This window comes from Mesorhizobium sp. M0894, from assembly GCF_040319725.1.
GTDB lineage: Bacteria > Pseudomonadota > Alphaproteobacteria > Rhizobiales > Rhizobiaceae > Mesorhizobium.
In genome coordinates this window covers 1-21,780 of record NZ_JAMYOG010000037.1, presented here as the reverse complement: position 1 = coordinate 21,780, position 21,780 = coordinate 1, and the positions used below count along the sequence as shown (strand labels likewise).

The 21,780-nt window shown below is 61.6% G+C and carries 19 protein-coding genes and 4 pseudogenes; 10 read left to right on the top strand and 13 right to left on the bottom strand.

Features of this window, described 5'->3' with window-relative positions:
- Positions 1–146 precede the first annotated feature (146 nt).
- Positions 147–443, bottom strand: a complete 297-nt coding sequence (gene groES / locus NKH91_RS31675) for a co-chaperone GroES (RefSeq protein WP_352453535.1) — start codon at positions 441–443, stop codon at positions 147–149.
- Positions 444–869: 426 nt separating this feature from the next.
- Here groES and NKH91_RS31670 point away from each other — a divergent pair, with 426 nt between their 5' ends.
- The gene (locus NKH91_RS31670; RefSeq protein ID WP_352885325.1) at positions 870–1,232 is read left to right on the top strand and encodes a S46 family peptidase; all 363 of its coding nucleotides are present in this window, start codon (positions 870–872) and stop codon (positions 1,230–1,232) included.
- 46 nt (positions 1,233–1,278) lie between these two features.
- Positions 1,279–1,918: pseudogene (locus NKH91_RS31665) on the top strand (S46 family peptidase).
- Positions 1,919–2,644: 726 nt separating this feature from the next.
- On the opposite strand, the pseudogene NKH91_RS32455 reads toward NKH91_RS31665, so the two are convergent.
- From NKH91_RS32455 to NKH91_RS31615, 11 genes and pseudogenes are all read right to left on the bottom strand, one after another.
- Positions 2,645–2,806: pseudogene (locus NKH91_RS32455) on the bottom strand (NrtR DNA-binding winged helix domain-containing protein); the annotation flags it as partial.
- A gap of 125 nt (positions 2,807–2,931) precedes the next feature.
- A pseudogene (locus NKH91_RS31660) lies at positions 2,932–3,168 on the bottom strand (aspartate 1-decarboxylase); the annotation flags it as partial.
- A 68-nt stretch (positions 3,169–3,236) separates the two neighbouring features.
- The gene (gene bioZ, locus NKH91_RS31655) at positions 3,237–4,220 is read right to left on the bottom strand and encodes a 3-oxopimeloyl-[acyl-carrier-protein] synthase BioZ (RefSeq protein WP_352885324.1); all 984 of its coding nucleotides are present in this window, start codon (positions 4,218–4,220) and stop codon (positions 3,237–3,239) included.
- On the bottom strand, positions 4,217–5,482 hold the full coding sequence (locus tag NKH91_RS31650; RefSeq protein WP_352885323.1) for an adenosylmethionine--8-amino-7-oxononanoate transaminase: 1,266 nt from the start codon (positions 5,480–5,482) through the stop codon (positions 4,217–4,219). Before NKH91_RS31650 ends, bioZ begins: the two co-directional genes overlap by 4 nt.
- A complete protein-coding gene (bioD, locus tag NKH91_RS31645; RefSeq protein WP_352484144.1) occupies positions 5,482–6,117 on the bottom strand; it encodes a dethiobiotin synthase in 636 nt (211 codons plus the stop codon). The genes NKH91_RS31650 and bioD overlap by 1 nt, the downstream gene beginning before the upstream one ends.
- 11 nt (positions 6,118–6,128) lie before the next feature.
- Complete coding sequence (locus NKH91_RS31640) at positions 6,129–7,268, bottom strand: 8-amino-7-oxononanoate synthase (protein ID WP_352484145.1); 1,140 nt, start codon at positions 7,266–7,268, stop codon at positions 6,129–6,131.
- A complete protein-coding gene (gene bioB / locus NKH91_RS31635) occupies positions 7,265–8,263 on the bottom strand; it encodes a biotin synthase BioB (protein WP_352484180.1) in 999 nt (332 codons plus the stop codon). Before bioB ends, NKH91_RS31640 begins: the two co-directional genes overlap by 4 nt.
- A 95-nt stretch (positions 8,264–8,358) precedes the next feature.
- Positions 8,359–9,213, bottom strand: a complete 855-nt coding sequence (gene nadC, locus NKH91_RS31630) for a carboxylating nicotinate-nucleotide diphosphorylase (protein WP_352484146.1) — start codon at positions 9,211–9,213, stop codon at positions 8,359–8,361.
- Positions 9,213–10,754 (bottom strand): L-aspartate oxidase, encoded by a 1,542-nt coding sequence (locus NKH91_RS31625; protein WP_352885384.1) that lies wholly within the window; start codon positions 10,752–10,754, stop codon positions 9,213–9,215. The genes nadC and NKH91_RS31625 overlap by 1 nt, the downstream gene beginning before the upstream one ends.
- Complete coding sequence (gene nadA, locus NKH91_RS31620; RefSeq protein ID WP_023722074.1) at positions 10,751–11,725, bottom strand: quinolinate synthase NadA; 975 nt, start codon at positions 11,723–11,725, stop codon at positions 10,751–10,753. The genes NKH91_RS31625 and nadA overlap by 4 nt, the downstream gene beginning before the upstream one ends.
- Positions 11,726–11,791: 66 nt before the next feature.
- Positions 11,792–12,760, bottom strand: coding sequence for an NUDIX hydrolase (locus NKH91_RS31615; protein WP_023722073.1), 969 nt, complete (start codon positions 12,758–12,760; stop codon positions 11,792–11,794).
- A gap of 172 nt (positions 12,761–12,932) precedes the next feature.
- Between NKH91_RS31615 and panB the strand changes: the two genes are divergently transcribed.
- From panB to NKH91_RS31575, 8 genes are all read left to right on the top strand, one after another.
- Positions 12,933–13,793 (top strand): 3-methyl-2-oxobutanoate hydroxymethyltransferase, encoded by an 861-nt coding sequence (gene panB / locus NKH91_RS31610; protein ID WP_352453542.1) that lies wholly within the window; start codon positions 12,933–12,935, stop codon positions 13,791–13,793.
- On the top strand, positions 13,790–14,650 hold the full coding sequence (gene panC / locus NKH91_RS31605; protein WP_352885322.1) for a pantoate--beta-alanine ligase: 861 nt from the start codon (positions 13,790–13,792) through the stop codon (positions 14,648–14,650). The genes panB and panC overlap by 4 nt, the downstream gene beginning before the upstream one ends.
- Before the next feature lie 94 nt (positions 14,651–14,744).
- Positions 14,745–15,470, top strand: a complete 726-nt coding sequence (locus NKH91_RS31600) for a LuxR family transcriptional regulator (RefSeq protein WP_352484150.1) — start codon at positions 14,745–14,747, stop codon at positions 15,468–15,470.
- A 93-nt stretch (positions 15,471–15,563) separates the two neighbouring features.
- Positions 15,564–16,196 carry an acyl-homoserine-lactone synthase gene (locus tag NKH91_RS31595; protein ID WP_352453545.1) on the top strand — a complete coding sequence of 211 codons (633 nt, stop codon included), beginning with the start codon at positions 15,564–15,566 and terminating at the stop codon, positions 16,194–16,196.
- A 22-nt stretch (positions 16,197–16,218) separates the two neighbouring features.
- Positions 16,219–16,593, top strand: a complete 375-nt coding sequence (locus NKH91_RS31590) for a transcriptional regulator domain-containing protein (protein ID WP_352885321.1) — start codon at positions 16,219–16,221, stop codon at positions 16,591–16,593.
- Positions 16,594–16,651: 58 nt separating this feature from the next.
- Positions 16,652–17,062: a DUF2285 domain-containing protein gene (locus tag NKH91_RS31585; protein ID WP_352885320.1), complete on the top strand. Its 411-nt coding sequence runs from the start codon at positions 16,652–16,654 to the stop codon at positions 17,060–17,062.
- 800 nt (positions 17,063–17,862) lie between these two features.
- Positions 17,863–19,686 carry a glutamine--fructose-6-phosphate transaminase (isomerizing) gene (gene glmS, locus NKH91_RS31580; RefSeq protein WP_352885319.1) on the top strand — a complete coding sequence of 608 codons (1,824 nt, stop codon included), beginning with the start codon at positions 17,863–17,865 and terminating at the stop codon, positions 19,684–19,686.
- 303 nt (positions 19,687–19,989) lie between these two features.
- Complete coding sequence (locus tag NKH91_RS31575; protein WP_352885318.1) at positions 19,990–20,361, top strand: helix-turn-helix domain-containing protein; 372 nt, start codon at positions 19,990–19,992, stop codon at positions 20,359–20,361.
- Positions 20,362–21,055: 694 nt separating this feature from the next.
- On the opposite strand, the pseudogene NKH91_RS31570 reads toward NKH91_RS31575, so the two are convergent.
- A pseudogene (locus tag NKH91_RS31570) lies at positions 21,056–21,780 on the bottom strand (transposase); the annotation flags it as partial.

Genomic DNA, 21,780 nt, shown 5'->3' with positions numbered 1-21,780 from the left:
CACCGCGTCGGCGAGGATGTTGACGCCGCGCAGCATGCGCTCACGAGCGTCGCGGGAGAATTTTACGTCTTTGGCAGCCATTTTTTACTCCTGGGCATTTCGCCCGAAATTCAGATTGGATGGTGCGGATGAAAGGCGGCGGCGTGTCAGCCGATGACGCCCATGATGTCCGCTTCCTTCATGATCAGAAGGTCTTCGCCATTGAGCTTGACTTCGGTGCCCGACCACTTGCCGAACAGGATGCGGTCGCCGGCCTTGACGTCCAGCGGGACGAGCTTGCCGACCTCGTCACGGGCGCCGGAACCGATGGCGATGATCTCGCCTTCCTGCGGCTTTTCCTTAGCCGTATCGGGGATGATGATCCCGCCGGCGGTCTTCGCTTCGGACTCAACCCGACGAACGACCACGCGGTCATGCAGCGGCCGGAAATTCGACTTTGCCATTTTTGGATTTCCCTGGTGCGGATGTTGAACGGTTCTCCGTTGCCGGAGCGTGGTTAGCACTCACCAGAAGCGAGTGCTAACGCGGCAGTGAGATAGGCCGTAGGCTCCTGCTAGTCAAGACGGAAGAGGGACGGGCGAAGAGCAAACGAGCGTGGAAGCACCGAGCCCTTTACGTGAAAGACGTCTGAGATCGGACATGGATGGGGCGGCTCACCATTTGTAACTGAAGGCTTTATTCATTTGGCACGATTGGTGCAGCGGATGATCCGCAAACGTTGCGCGCGACAAATATGAGAGGTGAACGCCATCAGGACTCTTGCGGTTAACGGGTCCACTCGGTGTTTACGGTGTTGGCCGCCGCGCGGGCGCCAGGACTCCGGCCATCCCGATAGTCACCAATCCAATCTGCGGAGAACAGGAGGCAAGATGAGAGCGACAGTCAGCATGAACTCGAATTTGAAATGTTTGGCCAAAGCAACTGCCATCGCCTTGCTCTGGACGGTCACGGCTACATCGGCGGACGAAGGTATGTGGATGCCGGGCCAGACTGCGGAAGTGTGCGCGGCCATGCGCGCGGATGGGCTCCAGATCGATCCCGCCCAGCTGGGCCGTCTAGACGCTGACCCGCTCAACGCGATCGTATCACTGGGCGGATGCTCCGCCTCGTTCGTCAGTCCACAAGGGCTGGTCGCAACCAATCATCATTGCGTGTTAGAATCCATCCAATACCACAGCAAAGAGGGCCAGGACTATCTCACAGACGGCTTTCTGGCGAAGAGCCCTGGGTGAAGAATTGCCCGCGGCGCCAGGCAGCCGAATCCATGTGATCGAGGACATGCGGGATGTGACCGCCGAAATACTCAAGGGCGTCTCGGACAAGCTGAATGGGTTTGCCCGCTATGAGCGGCTCGCCACGAACCGCAAGGCCCTGATCGCCGCATGTGAAGGACAGCCCAATCGCCGCTGCGACGTAGGGGCCTATTATGGCGCGCCTCCTACTATCTCCAGCAGAAGCTCGAAATCGAGGACGTGCGCCTTGTCTATGCGCCCGCGCTCGGCATCGGTAACTTCGGCGGCGAAACGGACAATTGGATGTGGCCGCGCCACACAGGCGACTTCGGCTTTTATCGCGCCTATGTCGCTCCTGATGGTTCCTCCCGGCCATATGCGCGCGACAATGTGCCTTACCGGCCGAAGAGTTGGCTACCTGTGCAGGCGTCAAGGAAGGCGACCTTGTGATGGTCGCCGGCTTTCCCGGCGCAACCCACCAGTTCCTGACGGCGGATGAAGTCCGGTTCAACTTCGCGCAATTCGAACCGCGGTTGCAGCGTTCGCTCTCGGATTATGCCGCCCAGATCAAAAGGCAACGGCAGGCAATCGCGAGGCGCAGATCCATTGACCGCCCGCTTCACAAATTGGCTCGGCCTAAAACGCATGGGAAAGGCAGAAAAGGCAACAGATCGGCACCAGAATGAATATGGCCGCGCGAACTGACAGACGCGCCAACAATCGGCATCTCGCATGGTCGGTGGCACTGGACGTGGCTCCCACCCTGCTGGCGCGACTCCCCATCAGGTCGTCGGGGTTTCGCTGGCGAAAAAAACTTCCGCGTGTCTCTGCGCGATCCATCCCGCTTGCGCGTGCCTAGTCAACCAAAAAACTGACCATCTGCAGGATCAGGATCAGCAAAAAAAAGCCAAAGGCAGACGCCAAAACAGCTGCCAGCAGGACGATGCGTTGTTTCTGCACCCCACAGTTCCCCCGGGAGAGAGTCTAATGATAATCCTTAAAAAAGGCGCCCTGGAACAGGGCGCCCTACGCTCATTTGTGCAAGTTTAAAGTTTAGCTTGCCTGCTTATGTAATTAAACGTTTCTTTTATGCGACACTTCTCCAAGTGTTACTCGCAAAAATCGAACGTATCGCGCATTTAGACGAACTGTACATTCGATAGCGACTTTGACGCATGCGTTTATTGTCGGTATACATCCTTCACCGTTGCCGCAAGGCATTGGCCCACTCGCGCGGCACCTCTTCACGACAAAGGTTGAAAGCCCGTCCTCGGGCGTTTCATTTCCAAGATCACTTCGATCCACTCATACGGGCTTCCCGAGCGAGACCGTGGGTTCGGACCGTCCGAATGAATTTCTCGTTATAATCGAATTGATTATAAGGGATATTTCTACGTTGAGTATAAAGGATGTCAAGCCCTCGCCAGCGGCAATTTTGTCCGGGCGACCGCCGTTTCGTCGAGGACATGGTGGCGGAAGCGATAAAGCTTCGCCGGCCGACCGCCGGTATCAAATGCACTTTCGCCGGTCTCCTCCACCAGTTCCTGCTGCTCCATCAACCGGCGAAAGTTCTGCTGAAGCGCCCCTGCCGATCTAATCGTCAACGCCGTCCGCGTCAGCGCATTGCCATCGGTCAGAAAGCCGACGACATTGTTGATGACGAATGTAACGATCCGGAATGCGCGCTTCGTCCAGATGGATGGAGTGGGCTGGCAGGTCCGGGCGGCCGCGCCGTTGAGGATGCAGCATCGAGAGCCGCGCTCGCCGAGGATGACATAGGTCGAGATGCGCGCGCCGGAAGTCTTGCTCCATGTCTCCACGAATCCATTGGCAAGGATCCCGGCTTCTTCGCAGTAGTCAGGGTCGAGCGTTATCGAACCGTGGCAGTTGAGGTTTGCTTCGGTGACGTGGATGCGTGCAGCTTGCCGGCGACTATTTTCGCATTGGTCCCGTTGTCCTATTCATCTCACAGAGCCAGTCCTGATGTTGAGCAGCTTCGCTGGGCTAAATCCCGACGACGAGCGCCCCGCCGCTGAGTCCCGCACCTGCCGCCGCCAGGAGTATTTTCTCGCCCGGCCGAAACGGCTCCGCTTGATTGGCGAGCGACAGTGAGAGCGGGATCGTCGCGGCCGAAGCGTTGCCGTATTCGGCAATCGTCTTGACGATCAGGTGATCGGCAACGCCGAGGTTTCGCCCGACCGCATCGAAAATGCGAGCATTGGCCTGATGCGGCACGAACCGGTCGACATCCTGTGGTCGCACTCCGGCAGCGGCTAGCGCGCTTATCGAGCAATCGGTCATCATCTCGACGGCCTTTGCGAACACTTCGCGGCCGTCGGTCATCGTCATTCGGGTTTGCGCGAGGTCGAGGTCACCGTGGAACGGCTTGTTGCTTCCTCCTGCGGGAATCTGGATCAGCCCGTATCGCGAGCCGTCCGAATCCACGGAGGCACCGAGAATCCCCCGATCAGTATCCTCGCAGGGACCGATCACGAGGGCGCCGGCGGCATCGGCAAACAGCACGGCGCTGGCGCGCTCAGAGGGATTGATGCGGCGGCTGAGGATATTGGCGGCGATAACAAGGCTCGCTTTGCCGTGCAGGCGGGTAAATCCGTCCGCAAACATCAGCGCATAGATGAAGCCGGCGCAGGCACCGGTCAGATCGACCGCGCCTGCGCGGCCAAGGCCGAGCTTGTGTGCGACCAGGGGTGCACTGGGCGGCAGAAGATGGTCGGGCGTCGAGGTGGCAACCAACAGCAGACCGATCTCGTGGCGCGCAATGCCGGCGTTCGCCAGCGCCATGTCGCCAGCCTGCGTGGCAAGACCAGACAGCGTATCTTCATCCGTTGCCCAGAATCGCGAGCGAATTCCGGTGCGCCGCTCGATCCAGCCAGGTTCGAGCCCGAGATTGTTCTCGATCTCGGCATTCTCCACTTTGCGCCCAGGCGCATGATGGCCAAACCCGAGAATGCGCGACGACCTGGTCATGGCTTCGAACCGAAGCGTTCGCCGGCCTCCTCGATGGCGTCATAGAGCCCGTCCAGTTCCTCGCCGGTGATGCAATAGGGCGGCAGAAGGTAGAGGACATTGCCGAGCGGGCGCACGAGCAGGCCGCGCTCGAGGAAAAATGCGCGCAGCTTCGGCCCGATCTCGGCCAGATAGCCGGCAGAGCCGGCGCGCAGGTCGAGGGCCGCGAGGGTGCCGGTCGTCCGGCTGTCAGTGAAGTAGGGATTGTGGCGAAAGCGTTGAAGCCCGGCGGCCTGCTTCGCGCTCAAGGCCGCGATCCGCTCGGTCACCGGCTCGTCGCGCCAGATCTCGACATTGGCAAGTGCTGCCGCACAGGCAATCGGATTGGCGGTGTAGGAACTCGAGTGGAAAAAAGTCTTCTTCCGATCGTCGGAATAGTGGGCCTGGAAGATGGCATCGGTGGCGAGCGTGGCCGCGAGCGGGATGGTGCCACCGGTCAAGCCTTTCGAGGTGCAAAGGATATCAGGAGAGATCGATGCCTGCTCGCAGGCGAACATGGTTCCGGTGCGTCCCCAGCCGGTCATCACCTCATCGGCGATCAGCAGCGTGCCGGAGGTCTCGGCGATCTTCTTCAATTCGGTGACAACCCAGGCCGGATACATCAGCATGCCGCCGGCGCCAAGCACCAGCGGCTCGACAATCAGGGCGGCGGCGCGCTGGTCGCGGCTGACGGCCTCGAACCGATCCAGTGTTTCCTGCTCGCGCCCGGCGGCCGGGAAGGGAATGGTGTCGACCTCGAACAGCAAGGGTTCGTAGGCGGCGTTAAACACGCCGCGGGCGCCGACGCTCATCGTGCCGATGGTGTCGCCGTGATAGCTGTGCTCCATGACGGCGATGCGCGAGCGCGGAGCGCCGGTGTTGCGGAAATAGCCGAGCGCCATCTTCAGCGCGACTTCGACGGAGGTCGAGCCGCTGTCCGAATAGAACACCCAGTCGAGTCCGGCGGGAGCGAGTCCGACAAGCGCCTTGGCCAAGCATTCGGCTGGCTCGTGCGTGAAGCCTGCAAAGATGATCTGGTCGAGGCTCGAGGCGGTCGTCTCGATAGCTTTCATGATGCGGGGATGGCGGTGGCCATGGGTGACCACCCACCAGGAGGAAATGGCGTCCAGAATGCGCACGCCATTGGCTTTGTGGAGATACGCGCCTTCAGTCAGGACGATTTCAGGGATCGCCGGCTCGAGCGCGTGCTGGGTGAAGGGATGCCACACACGGGATTGCGGCATCATTCGCCTCCGGCAATCAAAGCGAGGTCGAAGCCGGCAATCATCGCTTGTCTCAGCGTTTTGTCCGTCAGCGGATCGAGGTGCGGCAGCCTGCCGAGTTGCGGCACGTCGCCGAATTCCACGATCGTCCGTTGCGTATCGGTCATCTCATCGCCGATGAAGGCGATGCCAGCCAGCGGGATAGCGCGCGCCCGCAGGGCCTCGATCGACAGCAGGGTGTGATTGATTGTTCCGAGCGCGGTGCGGGCGCACAGAATGACCGGCAGCTGCCACTGTGCGAATATGTCGATGAACCTTGTCCGGCGGTTCAGCGGCACCATCAGCCCGCCGGCGCCTTCGATGACGAGCGGTGTCGGCAGGACCGGAAATGAAAGATCGGCAGCCTCGATCGAAACGTCGTCGATTTCGGCCGAACGATGCGGCGAAAGCGGGCTCTTCAAGCGGTAGGCTTCCGGCAGCACGCGCCCCGACGGCAGCCCGGCAAGTCGCGCAACCGCCTCGCTGTCGGTCTCGCCGTCGAGGCCCGATTGCACCGGCTTCCAGTAAAAACCGTCAAGCAGGCCGGCAAGCCCGGCCGAAAACACCGTCTTGCCAATTCCGGTGTCTGTTCCGGTGATGACGATGCGCTTGGTCATGTCGCCTCCGGTCATGTCTGAGCCAACACCTCGACGAGCGCCTCGACCATGGCGGAAATGTCGGCTTCGCCGATATTGAGCGTCAGTGAGATGCGCAGCCGCGACGTGCCCTCGGGCACGGTCGGCGGACGAATGCCGCGTATGTCGAAGCCGCGGGCCTGCAGGCGCGCCGCCACTGCCATGGTGCGCCTGACATCGCCGATCACCAAGGGCTGGATCTGAGAGCCACTTGGTATCACGCCGCAGCGATCGACCAATTGGCGGCCTGCGAGGGCGACGCGTTCATGCAGCTGAAAACGCCGCCTAGGCTCGTCGGCGAGCATTGCGAGCGCTTCGCGCGCCGCGACCGCCATGAGCGGCGAGGGCGCGGTGGCGTAGATGAATGGCCGGCAACGGTTGATCAGATACTCGCACAGTGTCCTCGGCCCGGTCACGAGCCCACCAGATGCGCCGAGCGCCTTGCCGCAGGTGTGGAGCGCGACGATGTTGTCGCGGCCCTCGAAAGCGGCGGCCAGCCCCCGGCCGTCCGGTCCCCAGACGCCGGTCGCGTGCGCCTCGTCAATGACGATAAATGCGTTGTGCCGATCGGCAAGCGCGGCCAGGCTCTCCAAAGGCGCGCAGTCGCCATCCATGCTGTAAAGGCTTTCCACCGCAATCCAGATGCATCCCATGCCGCCTTCGGCGCGCCAACGCGTGATCGCATCGTCGACAGCGTTGGCGTCGTTGTGCGCGGCCAGCACGAACTGTGCGCGCCCGGCCTGCGCACCCTCATGCATGCTGGCATGGGCGAGCTCATCGAGGACCAAAAGGTCGCCCTTCTGCGGCAGCGCGGTCAGCAGAGCGAAGTTGGCGATGTAGCCGCTGCCGAAGAACAGCGCGCGGTCGGCTCCAAAGAATGCCGCCGCGTCTGCCTCGAGCTGCTCGTGTTCCGGCGCATTGCCGCGCAACAGCCGCGACCCGGTGGCGCCAACCGGCGTGCCACGCGCAATCGCCGCCGCAACCGCTTCGCCAAGTCTTTTGGAGGCGGCAAGCCCGAGATAGTCGTTCGACGAGAAGTCGCGCCCGGCGCGCGGCTTCAGCGTCCGCAGCCGGTCCTTGCGCGCCAGTCCCTGCAAGGTCGCCTCATAGCGGGCAAGCGGTGCCCCGTTCATTGCGCCTCGAGTTCCATCGGCTCGATGCCAAGGCGCCGGAACAGCAGGGTATCCTTGTCCTCACCGGGATTGTCCGCCGTCAGCAGCGTGTCGCCGACGAAGATCGAGTTGGCGCCGGCAAAAAAGCACAGCGCCTGCATCTCGTCGGTCATGGCCGTACGGCCGGCGGAAAGACGGATATGCGATTTCGGCATCATGATGCGCGCCAGCGCGATTACGCGCACGAATTCGATCGGCTCGATCGGCTTGGCTTCGGCAAGCGGGGTGCCGGGGATCGGGATCAGCATGTTGATCGGAACGCTTTGCGGATGTTCCGGCAGGTTGGCCAGCGTCACCAGCATGCCGATCCGGTCCACCGGCTCCTCGCCCATGCCGACAATGCCGCCGCAGCAGACCTTGATGCCGGATTGGCGAACGTGCTCGAGCGTCTCGAGCCGCTCGGCAAAGCTGCGCGTGCTGATGATCTCGCTATAGTAGCGTTCCGATGTATCGATGTTGTGGTTGTAAAAGTCGAGACCAGCCTGCTTCAGTCGAGCGGCTTGCTCAAGATCGAGCATGCCGAGCGTCATGCAGGTCTCCATGCCCAGCGCCTTGACGCCTTCGACCATCGCCACCACCGCATCCATGTCGCGCGCCTTGGGGTTTCGCCAGGCCGCGCCCATGCAATAGCGGGTGGCGCCGGCGTCACGCGCTTTCTTCGCTTCGGCGACGACGTGCCGGACCTCCATCAGCTTCGACGCCTTCAGGCCGGTCTCGTGCTGCGCCGACTGGCTGCAATAGCCGCAATCCTCCGGGCATCCGCCCGTCTTGATGCTGAGCAGCCGGCTGAGCTGGACCTTGTTTGGATCGAAATTCTGGCGGTGCACGGTTTGCGCGAGGAAGAGGAGATTGTTGAAGGGGGCATCGTGAAGTGCCCGAGCCTTCTCCAGGGTCCACGCTCCAGGGTCAGGGGATTGAGCCTGTGGCGATGTCTGCGTTGGACTGGCTGTTTGCATGTCCATGCTGTTCCTCCGGTTCTGCCTTGCTTTGCTGTCTGATTGATGACGATCGGAAAGGACAGTTGATTCGATCCTGTTCGTCCCTCAGGCAATCATGGGCCCCAATAGTCGAGGCCGATATCCAGGATCGGCGCGCTGTGGGTCAGTCGGCCGACTGAAATCAGATCAACGCCGGTCGCGGCAATCGCTCGCGCTGTATCGGATGCGATCCCGCCAGAAGCCTCGGTGATAGCACGGCCGCCAACGATTGCGACGGCGCGGCGAAGATCGGCGAGGGACATGTTGTCGAGCAGAACCGCATCGGGAGCGAAGCCAAGTACCTCCTCCAACTGGGCCAGCGTATCGACCTCGACTTCGATCTTGACGAGATGACCGGCCCGTCTTCGTGCTCGCTCGAGCGCCGGGCGAACGCCGCCTGCGATGGCGATGTGGTTGTCCTTGATCAGAATTGCGTCGTCCAGGCCGAAGCGGTGATTGGATCCGCCACCTGCGCGCACGGCATATTTTTCGACTGCCCGCAATCCGGGCGTCGTCTTGCGCGTGCAGACGATCTTCGCGCCATATCCACGAACCGCAGCGACGATCGATGCCGTTGCTGTAGCGATGCCGCTCAGATGACAGAGAAAATTGAGCGCCGTCCGTTCGGCTGTGAGAATGGCCCGGGCCGGACCACTCACCGTTGCAATGACCTCTCCATCCATGACATTGCAGCCGTCTGCCCGCTCCACCGAGATTTCGACATCAGGATCAATCAAGCGGAAAGCGAGCATCGCCAGATCGAGGCCGGCGACAACTCCGGACTGGCGCGCCGCCAGCACGGTTCCCGCTTGGTGTGCCTTCGGCACGATGGCCTCCGTGGTCAAGTCGCCGGCTCTGCCAAGGTCTTCAAGAAGAGCTGCCCTTACAAGCGGCTCAAGCATGACCGTGGGAAGCGGTGAGAGCGTCATCACTTTGCCCCTTCGAGGCTTGGCGAGTTTCCGAGTTCCCGCGCAGCGGCCAAGGCGGCTTCGAGGGTGATTTCGGACCGTCGGGCGACAGTCGCATGATGAGGAAAATCTGTCCGGTAATGAGCGCCGCGGCTTTCTTGGCGCAACAAGGCGGCAACCGCGATCATTAGCCCGACAGCCGCCGAATCCGAGGCCGCGTCCTGGCTTTCGGCGAGCGGCAATAAGGCACGTGCGGCTGCTTTCAGACCTTCACCATCCCGGACGATGCCCAGTGCACGCGACAGGAAAACACGCACGGGTATCGAAGCGGGCGATGGGTAAACGTCCGCAACCGCAGGCCTTGTTCTGCGAGCAGGCGTTCCGGCGACACTTTCAGCGACCCAGCGCGCGCACACGACGGCCTCGGTCAAGGAATTGCTGGCGAGCCTGTTGGCGCCATGCAGTCCTGTCGAAGCGACTTCGCCGCAGGCCCACAGCCCCTTGACGGACGTCCTACCGGAGCCGTCCACGGCAACGCCACCCATGTGATAGTGTTGGGCCGGACGAATGGGGATGAGATCGCGCGCGGGATTGATGCCCGCTCCACGACAGGCTGATGCGATTGTCGGGAAGTGTCGAGCAAATTCCGGGCCAGGCCGTTGCCGCGCGTCGAGAAAAACACGGTGGCCGTTGGCAAGATGGTTCCAGACGGCGCGCGCCAAGACATCACGAGGCGCGAGTTCCGCCCCTGGCACGCTCTGGAGAAAAGCTTGGCCGGTTTCGTCGATCAGGGCAGCACCTTCGCCGCGGACGGCCTCGCTGAGCAGCACCATAGGGCGTTCCGGGCCGTCAAGCGCGGTCGGGTGGAACTGGATGAACTCGAGGTCGGCAAGGACAGCTCCAGCGCGGGCCGCAAGCGCCAGGCCCTGTCCACAACTGCCCGAAGGATTCGTGGTGTCGAGAAACAGTCCCCCGATCCCACCGGTGGCGAGGACGACCCGCCGTGAGCCGAAGAAGACAGGTCCTATCGAACCGCTCGCCCAGACGCCTCGGATCGCATTCTCTCGCACCGCCAGCCGGCGCGCTTCCACGCCCTCCACGACAACAATCGAGGGAGTGGAACGCACAGCCGCGATCAGGGCACGCATGATCTCACGCCCGGTGCCGTCACCATGCGCATGAACGATGCGACGTCGGCTGTGTGCGGCCTCCAATCCGAGGCACAGTGATCCTTTCGGCGTACGGTCGAAGGGAACCCCAAAGCCCGCAAGCCCCTCTATCGCCTTGGGCGCGGCTTGGAGGATGCGGCTCGCCACGTCTCTGTCGCAGAGACCATCCCCGGCGGCAAGCGTATCGGCCAGGTGCAGTGCCGGATCGTCGTCTTCGCCGAAACTTGCAGCCAGACCACCCTGTGCCCAGGTGCTCGAATTGTCAGCTCCCAGCAGCGTCCTGGACAGAAGCAGCACCGGCTCCGGCGCCAGTTGAAGCGCGGTCATCAATCCGGCGATGCCGCCGCCGATGATAATGGGCCGCCCGAAGAAGCTGCGGACATCGGCGCTCAAATTGCCAGCATCCGTTCGACCGCAAGCCGCGCGCGCCCGGCGATCCCGGGTTCGATGGTTACGATATGGTGGTTCTGCTCGAGCGCCATGCGGATGTTGGCAAGCGTGATCCGCTTCATGTGAGGGCACAAATTGCAGGGCCGGATGAACTCGACCTCTGGGTGCGCTAACGCGACGTTGTCGCTCATCGAACATTCCGTCATCAGCACGACACGTGCCGGCCTTTGCCTCTCGACATAGTCGGACATGGCAGCGGTCGAGCCGGAAAAATCTGCTTCAGCCACGACGTCGGGCGGGCATTCGGGATGCGCGAGCACGATCACGCCGGGATGGCTTTCGCGCAACTCGCGGATGTCGGCCGGTGTAAAGCGCTCATGCACCTCGCAATGCCCTTTCCAGGCGATGATCTGCACATCGGTCTGGGCGGCGATATTCTGGGCCAGATATTCGTCCGGCAACATGATCACCTGGGGAACGCCAAGGGATTGGACGACCGCCTTGGCGTTGCCGGATGTACAGCAGATATCCGACTCGGCTTTCACTTCGGCCGACGTGTTGACATAAGTGATGATCGGCACGCCGGGATAACGCTGGCGCATCAAGCGCACGTCTTCTGCCGTGATCGATTCCGCCAACGAACAGCCTGCCCGCAGGTCGGGAATGAGCACCGTCTTTTGCGGATTGAGCAGCTTGGCCGTTTCGGCCATGAAATGTACGCCGGCCAGCACGATGACTTGCGCCTCGATCGTCGCAGCCGTGCGGGCCAGTGCCAAGCTGTCGCCGACGATGTCGGCCACGCAATGGAAGATCTCGGGGGTCTGATAGTTGTGTGCCAGGATGATGGCGTTGCGCTCGCGCTTCAGTGCAATGATCGCCTCGATATCCTCGACGAAAGCCGGCCATTCGATCGGCGGGATCACTCGTCGGACGCGCTCGTAGAGAAACGCGGTCGCAGGCAGCATGGCGCTCATCGACCCCTCCAGCTTATACTCTAGTTGAAAATAACCAGCATATACTTGCTGTGAGTATAAGCGATGTCAACCCCGCGCCAGCGGCAATTTTGTCCCGGCGATGACCCTCTCGTCGAGAACGGCGTGGCGGAACCGGTAAAGCTTCGCTGGCCGGCCGCCGGTCTCCGCGGTTGCCTCTCCGGTCTCTTCGACCAGCTCCTGCTGCTCGATCAGCCGGCGAAAGTTCGGCTTACGCACGAGCCTGCCGGCAAGCGCCTCCACGGTTCGCTGCAGCTGCAAAAGCGTGAAGACCGGCGGCATCAGCTCAAAGACGACCGGCCGGTATTTGATCTTGGAGCGCAGCCGCGCAATGCCGGTCGCCACGATGCGGCGATGATCGGCGACCATAGACTTGCTGGGCACCAGCGGAGGCAGCGTCGCGTCCCGTCCGCTTCCGGCCTCTTGGACCAGGCCTGCTTCGTAGACTAACTCATAGCGTTGAAGCGTGAGTTCCTCGTTCCAAAGGCGGTCGTCGAAGCCGAAGGCTATCGTCGCCCGCTGCCAGCGTTCACGTCGCGTGGCCGCGTCGCTGACGCCGTCTGCCCATTCAATCAGGCGCGGTCGCAGAACGTCCAGCACGACCGGAGGCGTGCCGGAGCGGTGGTCCTCCCATGGAAAATATTCATACCAGCTCTGCCAGCCGCACTTGGGCGAGCCAGCTGCCTGTTCCTTGCGGGTCAATGCGAGATAGCTGATGGAGATGACGCGCTGCTGGCGCTCGGCGCCGATGCGATCCCGATCCGCGAAGGTGTAGAGTTGCTCAATATACCCCAGCGGATGGCCGGTCTGCTGCTCGACCCACCCCCTCAAACCGGATTGCAGCGATCGGTGCTCAAGCGCAAATGGTCCGGAGGGCAGGGTGTCCGCCTGGCCGATGGTGAGGACACAGGGTTCACTGTCGTTTACGGCGACGACAAAGGCGATCAGGTCCACTTTGACTTCGTCGGCCTTGACGGCGGCTCTGTCTTTCCTGGGTCCTTTTGCCTGATCGTCCATGTTCGCGAAAGTGGTTGGCCAGCTCGGGAGCGCCTGAATCGATTAAATGTAAGCGCGCCTGTCCGCACGTCAACACCGCACAGCTGCACGGCCATTTTTAGCTCTTCGCACTTGCACAAAAATGTGGCAAACGCGACACCCGCGGTTGGTAACGTTGGGGAAGGAGGGTCCATTGAGTGCGTTTGGTGACACCAAGGCGATCACACCGCCGGATATTCGTTCGCGCAAAGGTGGGACGCCGCTCGTCTGTCTTACCGCCTACACGACCCCAGTCGCCCGGCTTGTCGATCCCCATTGCGATGTGGTGCTGGTCGGCGACAGCGTCGGCATGGTTCTCCACGGCCTGCCCTCGACGCTCGGTGTGACGCTGGAGATGATGATCATTCACGGCCAGGCCGTGCGCCGTGGCCTCGAGCAGGCGCTGATGGTCGTCGACCTGCCGTTCGGTTCCTTCGAGGAAAGCCCCGAGCAGGCTTTCCGCAATGCCGCGCGCGTCATGGCCGAGACCGGCTGCGCGGCCGTCAAGCTCGAAGGCGGCGAAACGATGGCAGAGACGATCGGCTTCCTCGCCGCGCGCGGCGTGCCGGTCATGGCCCATGTCGGCTTGACGCCGCAGTCGATCAACACCATCGGTGGCTACCGCGTGCAGGGCAGAGGCGGGGATGCCGAGCGCATCAGGCGCGACGCGCTTGCGGTGAGCGAAGCGGGCGCCTTTGCGGTCGTGCTGGAGAAGGTTCCCGAGGCGCTCGCCCGCCGGATCACCGGGGAGGTGGCGACCCCGACCATTGGCATCGGTGCCTCGGCCGCCTGTGACGGCCAGATTCTCGTCGTCGACGACATGCTGGGCCTCTTCGGCGACTTCCGGCCCAAATTCGTCAAGCGCTATGCTGAACTGGGGGAGGCCGCTGCGGCTGCGATCGCGGCCTATGCGCGGGAAGTGAAGGAGCGCCAGTTTCCGGCCGCCGAGCACGTGTTTGCCGATGCGCCCAAGCCCGCCGACGGGGACGCCACCAAGAGCGGAGAAGCAGCGTGAGCGTGCCGATTGTCAGGAGCGTTGCCCAGCTTCGCCAAATCGTCGCCGCATGGCGCCGCGAGGGCGTGAGGATTGCCGTCGTGCCAACGATGGGCGTCCTGCATGAGGGCCATCTCAGCCTGGTGCGCGCGGCACTCGTGAAGGCCGACCGGGTGATCGTGACGCTCTTCGTCAACCCGAAGCAATTCAACAGCGAGGCCGATCTCGCCGCGTATCCGAGCACCGAGGACGAGGATGCCGCCAAGCTGGCACCGCTTGGCGCGCACCTGCTTTATGCGCCGGACGCAGAGGAGATGTATCCGGCGGCCTTCGCCACGACCGTTTCGGTGTCCGGTGTCAGCGAGGGCCTGTGCGGTGCCTTCCGGCCGGGACATTTCGATGGCGTGGCGACCGTCGTCGCCAAGCTCTTCCTGCAGACCAGCGCTGACTTCGGCTTCTTTGGCGAAAAGGACTTTCAGCAGCTTCAGCTAGTCAGGCGTATGGCCCGGGACCTGGATATTCCAATCACCATTGTTCCTTGTCCGACAGTCCGCGAAGCCGACGGTCTTGCACTATCATCGCGCAATGTCCGGCTCTCGCAAGCAGAGCGTGCTGTTGCCCCCGACCTATCATCGGTCTTGCTCGAGACGGCTGAGCGGCTTGCCCGCGGCTCGCCCGTCCTGCCAACGCTTGCCGAAGCGCGCGCAGCAATTCTGGCTGCGGGCTATCGCGAGGTCGAATACCTGGAACTTCGCGACGAGGCAGATCTGCGACCCATGACAAGCCTTGACCGACCTGCACGCTTGCTTGTCGCGGCCTGGCTCGGCGGCACACGGCTCATAGACAACGTCAGAATATCACGGGTTTCAACAGATTAACGGGGTTCTCGGCACGCGCTGTATCCGTCCGGGATCGTTTAAAACAAGGTCTCTGCCTGGCATCGAGCGATCACGGAGGTTACGCAAAGCGCAAATGCATCGCGTGTTTGAGAACTTCGTTGAGCAACTGTCTGCAAGTGTTGATGCTGCCGATCTCCGTGAGGCAATGGCATCCGCTGCAGCCGGCTTCGATTTTCCGCTATTCGCCTATTTCACTTACCCGTCGGCCCCCGGCGACGCCCCGCAATTGATCTCAAACTATCCTTCATCCTGGACATCACGTTATCTGCAACAGCGGTACCACAGTCTTGATCCGGTCATCCTGCGCGGGCTGCAAGGCTGGGATACCTTTGATTGGGGTGTGGATCGCGCTCGGCACTGTCTGCCGAATTCGCAGCAACAAATTCTGGAGAGTGCGGCTGAGTTTGGCATCCGCGGCGGCCTGACGATGTCCATGCATGATCATTGCGGCCGGTTTGCTGCCCTGACCTTTGCTTCCGACGAGTCCCGCCCGCCTCTGTTGCGGTCACTGACACGTTACGAAAAAGCATTGCAGCTGGTGGCCATCAACTTTCATATCCATGTCCGGCGCAGGCTCGCCGAAGATCGCGTGGTGGATGGTGTAACGCTCACCCCGCGGGAGTTCGAGTGCCTGAAATGGGCGGCGCGCGGCAAGTCGGCTTGGGTTATCAGCCAGCTTCTCGGCGTCTCAAAGCGCACCGTGACCTTTCATCTGGAAAACGCCAAGGCAAAGCTTGGCGTTCGGACGATCAACCAGGCCGTTGCACGACTGGCTGCCTCCGGCCAGGCGAGATCCTGATTCGTTGGCCACGATAGCTGTAAACCTCTACAGGCTGCATCGCTGCCGGCTTTGCCCTTCGATGGCGGGAACACATCCCGCACGGAGGCGACCATGATGCAGCTGATAACACCAGACCTTTACGACGAGTTCGCAAGCGAGCTCAAAGAGATGCACGGGCTCAGGTTTCGGGTGTTCAAGGAAAGGCTCGATTGGGAAGTTGATACCGAAGACCAGATGGAAACAGACCCGTTTGATGGTCTGAAGCCTGTCTATCTGCTCCTCAAGGGATCCGACTGGCGAATTCGCGGTTGCGTGCGTCTTTTGCCCAGCACCGGACCCACAATGTTGCGCGACACGTTCCCGGTGCTGCTGGGTGCTGACGTCGTGCCCTCGACTGCCGACATATGGGAGAGCAGTCGTTTCGCGCTCGATCTTCCTCCGTCGGCGCCCAAGGCAGCGGGCGGACTGGCCCAGGCAACCTACGAGCTCTTCGCGGGCATGATCGAGTTCGGCTTGGCCAAGGATCTGACCCGGATAGTAACGGTGACGGACACGCGCATGGAACGGATCCTTCGCCTCGCGACGTGGCCATTGTCGCGCATCGGACAACCCAAGTCCGTCGGCAAAACGGAGGCGGTGGCCGGGTTTCTCGAGATTTCCCGCGCGAGCCTTTTGCGCATCCGCAGCAGGGGACGTCTGAGCGGACCGGTACTGTGGCAACCGGTTCTAGGCCCGTCGGCATAGCGCCATTGTGGACACCTGAGCCGTGAAGGATGCTGGTCTGCCCAAGGAAGCGACGGTCGGTCTTGTATGCTGGCCGGACTGGCGTCGTCACGAAGCTTACCACTACGCCAGACGATTGCCACGCACTGCCTGGGCCTGGGAGTTTCTTCGGCGCAATCCACAATTCCAGCGCGACCACGCCAAAATGGCACCGTCCGCCTGCATTGTCGGAGCTCAGGCCGACATGAAGATAATCGAGTTGCCGACAGGGTCATCTTTCCTAAGACAATGGAGCCTCCTTTTTCGCGGACGCGCCACAGTCGGACGCTACGTCGGCAAGGGTCTTTTGGGATCCGCGCGACTGCGCCCGTATTCTACGAGCGGCCGCGGAGCCGGTTGGGCTCGACCACGATTTTGAACCGCTTGATCTCCCTTCGCTCTCATGCTGCAAGGACATCCTGCTGACACCTGCCGGCGTGCAGCACGTGCTGCTGAGGGAGGACTGCCGGAGTCTGCAGATCGCCCTTTCCGGTGCATCCGTTCTCCGCCCGTTGCGGCTATATGTCGACGCGATCGTGCAGCCGCAGCACCTGAAGTTCCATGTCGCTGCCCTTCAGTTCCTGAACGACATCAATGGTTGCGGCCGCCTGGCAGCTGCTTGCTTTCCGCCGGAACCCCGCGGAGCGCGTCTGCGTATCGTGCTCCAGGCTTTGGATGGCTCGCTTGCGGGAGCATCTCATCAGGAGATCGCCATTGCCCTGTTCGGGAGACGCCGTGTCGAAGAAGATTGGTCTCATCCAGGTAGCCATCTTCGCGATCAGGTGCGTCGCGCCATCCAACGTGGCCGCTACCTGATGGGCGGCGGCTATAGACAGTTCCTGACGTAATTCGGGTGACAGCTTGGTGATTGTCTTATTCGAAAACGCGCAGGCATCAATCTCCATTTCTCACTGCTATTGTGCCTTGTACAAGACGTGACACGCGCCTAGTTCTTCCGCAGCGGGAATCGGGTTTGAGTAATACGGACGAAGCACTGAGAACCAACGTTTTCGTGATAGTGCATTCATGCCCCGAGAATCCTGATGACGTTACGAACCCCGACAAAGCCGGCGCTGACTGAAACGGTCGCTGAACGTGCTCTGTGGCCTGTGCCGCCTGACTCTCGGTTTCGGCCATGCCGACCAACAGCGTATTGACAGGCCATCGCGGGCTAAACTCTACCGGCGAAAGCCGCGTCAACAGCGGCAGGCATTAAACTTGATCGGCGGCGACGATGATTATGATCAACGTGACGAACACGTGAATCATGCCGACGGCGCCGACGCTGCCGATGATGATGATGCCGATCATGCGTCGCTGATGCTGCCTAACTACAGTGCTTGTGATCATGCCGATCACCGCGTGATCACGAGCGGCGGCGCTTCGTGTCAGGTGCGTAGCCGGGATGGTCGCGCATGGCCGATTGTTCCTTCGTGCCGCGGGGTGTGGGCTTGCGTTCGGTCATGAGGGCGTCAGGCGCAACGAGAAGTTTAGATCAGGCGGCTCATCCATGGGGTGGATGATAGTTATCCCTACAATCAATTGTACCAATATTACCGAATACTACTACAAGATCCCCAATGAAAGCGGCCGGATGGGTATCCGTCTCGCGTGGGCTGAAGCTGCCGGCAAGAATGGGAAGACGAACATGTGCGGGATTGTTGGCATCGTTGGGCAACAGCCGGTGTCGGATCGGTTGGTCGACGCATTGAAGCGTTTGGAATATCGCGGCTATGATTCCGCCGGCGTTGCGACGATCACCGAAGGTGCCTTGCACCGCCGGCGCGCCGAGGGCAAGCTCGTCAATCTCGAGAGGAGACTGAAGGAAGAGCCGCTGAGCGGCAACATCGGCATCGGCCACACGCGTTGGGCAACCCATGGGGCCTCGACGGAACGCAATGCGCACCCGCACTTTACCGACGGTGTCGCCGTCGTCCATAACGGGATCATCGAGAATTTCACCGAGCTGAAGGACGAATTGGCGGCGGCTGGCGCCGAGTTCCAGACCGATACCGACACCGAGGTCATCGCGCATCTCTTGGCAAGACACCGCCGGGAGGGCATGAGGCGGCAAGAGGCGATGCGTGCCATGCTGAAACGCGTCAGGGGCGCCTATGCGCTTGCCGTCCTCTTCGAAGATGATCCGTCGACCATCATGGCGGCGCGCAACGGACCACCGCTGGCGATCGGTCACGGCGACGGCGAGATGTTCCTGGGCTCCGACGCGATCGCGCTCGCTCCCTTCACCAATGAAATTACCTATCTCATCGAGGGCGACTGGGCCGTTGTCGGCAATTCGGGCGCCCATATCTTCGATTTCGACGGCCATCCCGTCGAGCGTCCGCGCCATACCTCCACGGCCGCGGCCGATCTGGCCAACAAGGGCAACCATCGCCACTTCATGGAGAAGGAAATCTACGAGCAGCCCGAAGTCATCGCCCATGCTCTCCGTCACTATAGCAACATCATAGAGAATCGCGCCGACATGGTTTCTGGCATCGATTTCGCCAGGATCCCGAGCTTGGCGATCTCGGCCTGCGGGACCGCCTATCTCGCCGGACTGATCGGAAAATACTGGTTCGAGCGCTATGCGCGCCTGACAGTTGAAATCGACGTTGCGTCCGAATTCCGTTACCGCGAGATCCCGTTGTCGCCGCAGTCGGCGGCTCTTTTCATTTCGCAGTCCGGCGAAACCGCCGATACGCTCGCATCGTTGAGGTACTGCAAGGAGCGTGGGCTGAAAATTGGCGCTATCGTCAATGCCTGCGAATCGACCATCGCTCGGGAGGCCGATGCGGTCTTCCCGATCCTTGCCGGACCGGAGATCGGCGTCGCCTCCACCAAGGCGTTTACCTGCCAGCTTGCGGTTCTAGCCGCACTCGCCATCGGCGCCGCCAGAGCCCGCGGGACCGTAACCGAAGACGAGCTGCAGGCGCTCGTCAGGAGCCTCGCCGAAGTGCCGCGCGTCATGGGCCAGGTACTCAACAGCATCCAGCCGGAGATCGAGTTCCTGTCGCGCGAACTGTCAAAGTGTCGTGACGTCCTGTATCTCGGCCGTGGCACCAGTTTCCCGCTAGCGATGGAAGGTGCGCTGAAGCTCAAGGAGATTTCCTACATCCATGCCGAGGGCTATGCGGCGGGTGAATTGAAGCACGGTCCGATCGCATTGATCGACGACAACATGCCAGTGATCGTCATCGCGCCCCATGATCGCTTTTTCGACAAGACCGTCTCCAACATGCAGGAAGTGGCTGCCCGTGGAGGGCGGATTATCCTCATCACCGATGAAAAAGGGGCAGCCGCATCGAAACTCAACACCATGCACACGCTCGTGTTGCCGGCTGTCGACGAGATTATCGCGCCGATGATCTTCTCGCTGCCGATACAGCTTCTTGCCTACCACACGGCGCTCTTCATGGGCACAGACGTAGACCAGCCGCGCAATCTCGCAAAATCGGTCACGGTCGAGTGATTGTGAACCTTTATAGGTGGCGATGCTTGTCCATCTTCGCTGCATCGGCGGTGGAAATTGGTCGAAGGTATCAGCGTCCGCGAGGCTGGGTTCACGGTGCCGCGAATAGCCACTGGAGGCGTCAGTGAGAGTTCGAGTTGCTGTTCAAGAAAGCCATCGGGGAGAATGAGTCGTGTAGGATCGCAGGTCGAATGCGCTACAGCCGATCAGGCCATCTCATGGCGGGCAGGTTCTTAGAACTTGATCAGAAGCAGGTGAGCCGCCATATTCCGACCCGGCTGCCAATTTCAAGTGGCCCATTCCATGGATGAGGCCGGTCCGGCCGAATGGACGTCCATTTTTTTGATTTGCGGATGTGCGCCAGGGTCGGGGAGGAAATCTCCCGATTTGTCAGGCGCTCCCATCTTCTTGGAGATGTTTATGAAGGATTCGCGCATTCCCGAGCCAGTCTTGACGGCTATGTCGCAGGGGACCCACATCATCCGCGCTTATCGTGAGCACCTTGGGTATTCAATCGAGGACCTCGCGGTCGCGTGCGGGCTTGCCGCTCAGGAAATCCAAAACATCGAGCGGGGTCTAAAGTACAATAAAGGCTATCGGAATCGGATAGCGAGATCGCTGTCCATACCTGTGGGAATTCTTGAGGCAGAGTCGGACATATCGGACGCCGCCTGATCAGTCGGATAATCTGCAATGGGTGGAAGACCGCTCTTGTGATGTGACGTTTGCGGCTGATAGTCGTCGCTTGATTCCGTTGGACGCGAATGCCTTCTGGCGCAGTACCGCCAAGAGAATTCTCGTCCACTGTCCGAGTCAGGAACTGCACACGGGCTCGCCGAACAGGAAGTTGGAACGCTTCGTCATGCTGTCTTAGGCGATATAGCCGCCCGGAGTGCTGCGACACGTGCACGATAGCATTGGCTCGCGAGGATGGATTGCTAACGGCGAACCCATGCTGGTCGGCAAGGCGATACTGGCTGGAGCATCAACTCGGCCGACGAGAGTGGCCCCCCATGCTAGGCAGGATCGGCCGACATGGCCGGCATCGCGAGCCGCTCTGAAAAGAGCACAGCGGGCATCCAGACGCTGCCGGGTTGACTATGGGTGTCGGAACCGCAAAAAGGGGCCGCTCTTCATGAGTGGCGTGCGCCGGCAGTCTAACCCCAAGCCCCCCGCCAGGCTGCCGGCGCGCTTCTAGCCGCCTTGATGCACGGCGATAAGCTTTTGACGGCCTGAAGCGACGTTGTGGTCGCCGTTGCGGTGCTTTTCCACGCGCCTCGTCAGGCGCCGGGATTGCTCCGTCGTGATGGCAGGCGGGGGTTTGCAGGTTGCGGTCGACGGGTTCGTTTCGGGGCGTCTGCCCCCATCGTTATGTCGCGAGTTGGGGGATGCGATCGACGACGATGCGCAGGATGCGCTGGTCGGGGCACGATGTCGGCAGGTGCAGGCGGATTTGCGATTTCATCTCGACCACCCGCGCAGCGATTTTGATGAGGCGCAATCGCAGCGTGTCGAATTGGGCGACGGCAAAGCTCGAGCGCCTCGGCATCGCGGCCCGCAAGCCCCACATCAACCAGTAAGCACCGGCATGCAGGAATAGCCGGAACTGGTTGGCCGTCGCTCTGGTGCAGGATGTGCGGTCGCCGGCAAGATGCGTCTTCCACGACTTGATGTGGTTCTCGGCCGCGCCGCGGGCGCCGTCAACGAACTCCTTGAACCTGCGGACCTTGCCTGTCTTGGCCGACGCTTCGAAGCGCGCCGTCGTGCTGGCCTCCAGATCCGCGACATGCTTGCGCAGGGTCGTGGTGGGCGCGAGGCCAAAGATGAAGTCGACGTCGTTGGCGCGGCACCAGTCGATGACCTGCGGGTTGCAATAATGGCTATCGCCGCGGAGCAGGATTCGAATGTTCGGCCAGTTGATCCGGATCGCCCGCACCAGACGGCGCAGGTGGGGGCGGATCTCAGCCCCACTCGGCCGCTTGGCCGGTCGCAGGATCGCGCTGACGAACCCGTCCCGCACCATCGAACACGACGATCGGCTGGAAGCCGTACTCGTCATGGTGGGCATTGAACAGGCGAAGCTGTTGGCCTCCG

Coding starts and splice junctions, on each gene's coding strand:
- groES (WP_352453535.1), bottom strand. CDS start 443: ATGGCAAAGTCGAATTTCCGGCCGCTGCATGACCGCGTGGTCGTTCGT.
- NKH91_RS31670 (WP_352885325.1), top strand. CDS start 870: ATGAGAGCGACAGTCAGCATGAACTCGAATTTGAAATGTTTGGCCAAA.
- bioZ (WP_352885324.1), bottom strand. CDS start 4,220: ATGACCAGGTCGTCGCGCATTCTCGGGTTTGGCCATCATGCGCCTGGG.
- NKH91_RS31650 (WP_352885323.1), bottom strand. CDS start 5,482: ATGCCGCAATCCCGTGTGTGGCATCCCTTCACCCAGCACGCGCTCGAG.
- bioD (WP_352484144.1), bottom strand. CDS start 6,117: ATGACCAAGCGCATCGTCATCACCGGAACAGACACCGGAATTGGCAAG.
- NKH91_RS31640 (WP_352484145.1), bottom strand. CDS start 7,268: ATGAACGGGGCACCGCTTGCCCGCTATGAGGCGACCTTGCAGGGACTG.
- bioB (WP_352484180.1), bottom strand. CDS start 8,263: ATGCAAACAGCCAGTCCAACGCAGACATCGCCACAGGCTCAATCCCCT.
- nadC (WP_352484146.1), bottom strand. CDS start 9,213: ATGACGCTCTCACCGCTTCCCACGGTCATGCTTGAGCCGCTTGTAAGG.
- nadA (WP_023722074.1), bottom strand. CDS start 11,725: ATGAGCGCCATGCTGCCTGCGACCGCGTTTCTCTACGAGCGCGTCCGA.
- NKH91_RS31615 (WP_023722073.1), bottom strand. CDS start 12,760: ATGGACGATCAGGCAAAAGGACCCAGGAAAGACAGAGCCGCCGTCAAG.
- NKH91_RS31600 (WP_352484150.1), top strand. CDS start 14,745: ATGCATCGCGTGTTTGAGAACTTCGTTGAGCAACTGTCTGCAAGTGTT.
- NKH91_RS31595 (WP_352453545.1), top strand. CDS start 15,564: ATGATGCAGCTGATAACACCAGACCTTTACGACGAGTTCGCAAGCGAG.
- glmS (WP_352885319.1), top strand. CDS start 17,863: ATGTGCGGGATTGTTGGCATCGTTGGGCAACAGCCGGTGTCGGATCGG.
- NKH91_RS31575 (WP_352885318.1), top strand. CDS start 19,990: ATGGATGAGGCCGGTCCGGCCGAATGGACGTCCATTTTTTTGATTTGC.